Source organism: Terriglobales bacterium (genome assembly GCA_035624455.1).
Taxonomy (GTDB): Bacteria; Acidobacteriota; Terriglobia; order Terriglobales; family Acidobacteriaceae; genus DASPRM01.
Genome location: DASPRM010000072.1, coordinates 1 through 3,334, shown reverse-complemented (window position 1 = coordinate 3,334; position 3,334 = coordinate 1). Strand labels below are relative to the sequence as shown.

The following is a 3,334-nucleotide window of genomic DNA, read 5'->3' as shown; positions in this document are numbered from 1 at the left end:
GGTTTACTGGGCGCTTTGATTGTTTTGTCTTGAGTTCAGCCTTGTCATGCTCAGTCTAAATGACACACGCTGGCAGAGGGCTGCGGCGCGTGTCAACGACTTTGAGACAGGTGCTCGTGAACTTTAATGAGTTTTTTTCATGTGTTAGGTTTTCCACAAAGAAATTTCACGCCAGGATCGCCTAGCAACGACGATCGCCAGCTAGCTCGACCCACAGCATCCCCGTCACTTTGCACCTCTCGATCAGCGTTTATAGAACAGGAAGCCGACTAGGAACAGACAGAGAGCAAAGCCGAGGGTACCCAAGACCGAAATAACTAGCCGTGTGAAGTACCGGACGAGGGGTGCAGTCCATTCTTCGGCTTTTGATTCAGCAGGGTATGTAACGACCGTTGGCTCAGCATGTTCAATCTTGGGAGACGTTTCATCTTTCCCGAGCCCGAGGAGCAATGCAGCAACCAATGGTAAAGCTAGTGCTAGCCACCGCCAAATTTCGCCTTCCCTCTGGAGTTTCGGAATCTCAGCTTCGTACTGAGGCAAGCCGATCCACCCGCTGACAGCACCAGCGACACCCAGCCAGCGAAAGATCGAATAGGCGGATGTAAACATTAAGCCCAGAGCGACAAGGAGCCATGCGATACGCCTTTTTCTTGGCCATTGGAAGGCGATTGGGTGTCCGCGCACCAACATTTTTGCTCCTCCTTCTTGCTTCGCCTTCAGGCGCACAACGGTTCCGGAGCGGAAACCGGCTTGTTAATCCAGACTTCGCTGGGAAGAGCCGGTGGTTTGGGAGCGCTTCGCACAAAGCGCTCCGGGTGACGGTGGTAAGCAACATCGAGCACCTCCTGGCGCTGCCTCAGGATGTTTTCCGCTTGACCATAGTGAACCGTCGCTGGCGTCAACAAGGCTACCCCGGAGTGACGGTGCTCGTCGTTGTACCACCGAAAAAAACTCTGACAGAAAGCACGACTGTCCTGGATGCACCCAAAGCGGTCCGGGAACTCCGGCCGATACTTCATGGTTCGGAATTGGCTCTCGGAGTATGGATTGTCGTCCGAGACGTGAGGCCGACTATGCGTTTTCGTGACACCCAGATCGGCGAGTAGAAGAGCTACCGGCTTGGACCTCATCGAGGTGCCACGATCAGCATGGAGCGTGAGTTGATCGGGCTGGATGCGTTGTTTCTTGCAGCTCTCTTCGATCAATCGCTTGGCCAACTCCGCGCTTTCGCGATAAGTGACCATCCAACCGGTGACGTAACGGCTGAAGACATCGAGGATCACGTAGAGATAAAAGTAGGTCCATTTAACTGGGCCGAGCAGCTTGGTGATGTCCCAGCTCCACAGCTGATTGGGAGCTGTGGCCAGCAGTTCTGGCTTCTTGTAGAGCGGATGAATCAACTGATCGCGACGTTCGCGGGACTCACCGCGCTGTTCCAGTAAGCGATACATCGTTCGAATCGAACAGTGATATTCCCCTTCATCGAGCAACGTCGCATAAACAGCGGCTGGCGAGCGATCTTGGAAGCGTTCTTCGTGCAGGCGAGACAACACCGCCTCTCGTTCCACCGGGTGGAGGGCGCGTGCCGGCGAAGGCCTCGACGCGGTCACCGCCGGAGGAGATATCTTACGGCGATCCCGGTAGTAAGAAGCGCGAGGCATACACAGAGCCTGGCAAGCAGCGCTGGTGCCGACATTGTTCGCTAGTTCGGTGACCGCGGCCATCAGGATTTCTCCTCCGGGTCGGGGTCCGGCTCCGGAATCGGATGACCTAACAGCGCCGCTACTTTTTTTTGGACGTCGATGATGATGTGCGCCTTACGCAGATCTTCACTCAAGCGTGCATTCTGACGGCGAAGCTTCTGATTTTCTTCTTCTAGCGGATTGCGCTGGGACTTCGGGCCGCGTTTCCGCGGAGTCAGGGCCTCGAGGATTCCATCGGCCCGCTCTCGCCGCCAATAGGTCAGCAGCGACGAATACAGACCTTCGCGGCGGAGCAGAGCGCCCAGGCCGCCTCGCGTCGCCGCAGCCGCTTCGGCTTCTGCAAGGATGCGTTGTTTATATTCAGCGGTGTAGGTCCGCCGCTTTGGTTTGGCAACTACTTCTGGGTCCGGTCGTACGCGAGTGACCGCATCGGCGCCCGCTTTGGCTGCCGCTGCACTGCGCTGCGGCTCGCTTCGCTCGCCTTCGCTCCGTTCCGCGTCAGCCAAACCTCCAGGAGAAAGAACAACACCAAGAGAATTCATACGTGCCCTTTTCTTTCTCGCCCTGCTCATTAATTAAGGGTACTAAAACTGTCTCAAAGATGTTGGCACGGAGGGGTCTACGCCATTTCTGTTCACAAGAAAGAACAAGAGATGTAAAGGTGAATAAGTCGTCGTCTAGCCAAAAGACGTTTATGGTCTAATGGGGATGTTACACCAACAATGCGTCCAGTTTCGGTCAGGCGCGCACACACTGCTTTCGGACTTGCTGCCGCTAGCCCTGGGGCGTGCGCTCAATTGGTAATGACAATAGCTAAACCACGTCGATAACAATCAGCGTGATGTCGTCCTGCTGGGTAATGGAAGGAGGTTGCCAATGGCGTATCGCCGAGAGCACCTCGTTTGACAACTCAGCGGGCGAGCGCCCTTGATTGGCGCGAACAACTTGTTCAAGCTCGGTGTCACCAAAGGAATTGCCGTTAGCGTTCTGGGGTTCAGTTACGCCATCGGTGTAAAGCAGGAAGCGGTCGCCTGGGCTGATTGGCATCGTACAAACCGGGTAGTAGTCGGGCTCCGTTATCACTCCGAAAAGTAGGCCGTTGCTTTCGATTCGCTCCAGCTTACCTTGTCGCCAGCGCAGAAGCGGCGGATGGCCCGCGGCGGAATACAGCGCCTGGCGATTCTCGATATCAACCCACAAATAGGCCGCAGACACGAACTGACCGCGCAGCTGCCTAGACAGGACGTGGTTCAACCCGCGTAGTACTGCTTGTGGGTCCTGCGCGCAGGGCTCGACCGATTGCATGGCAATCTTGATCATGGATGCGATCAAGGCGGCTGGCACACCATGTCCAGAGACGTCAGCGACCAGGAAGCCAACCCGCTTCTGATCCACCGGAATGAACTCATAGAAATCACCGGCGACAGCCGTCATAGGACGGTAACCGGCACTGATACGAAGGTTGTCGATTTTGGGAACGCAGCTCGGAAGAATTGATGTCTGTATCTCGCGGGCGATAGCGAGTTCCTTTTCAATGTCGAGCAGGCGGCGCTCGTTCGCAAAAACCATCTGCAGAGCGACATATCCAAAGGAAGACAAAAGAATTGCGAAAGCGAGGTGGTCCAGAATTA

The 3,334-nt window shown here is 55.6% G+C and carries 2 protein-coding genes and 1 pseudogene; all 3 read right to left on the bottom strand.

Going from position 1 to position 3,334, the window contains the following annotated elements; all coding sequences use genetic code 11:
* Positions 1-243: 243 nt before the first annotated feature.
* Positions 244-726 (bottom strand): hypothetical protein, encoded by a 483-nt coding sequence (locus VEG30_07740; GenBank protein ID HXZ79804.1) that lies wholly within the window; start codon positions 724-726, stop codon positions 244-246.
* Positions 717-2,110, bottom strand: a pseudogene (locus VEG30_07735) (IS3 family transposase). The gene VEG30_07740 and the pseudogene VEG30_07735 overlap by 10 nt, the downstream one beginning before the upstream one ends.
* Positions 2,111-2,516: 406 nt before the next feature.
* The coding region (locus VEG30_07730) for a PP2C family protein-serine/threonine phosphatase (protein HXZ79803.1) at positions 2,517-3,334 on the bottom strand (818 nt) is incomplete at its 5' end.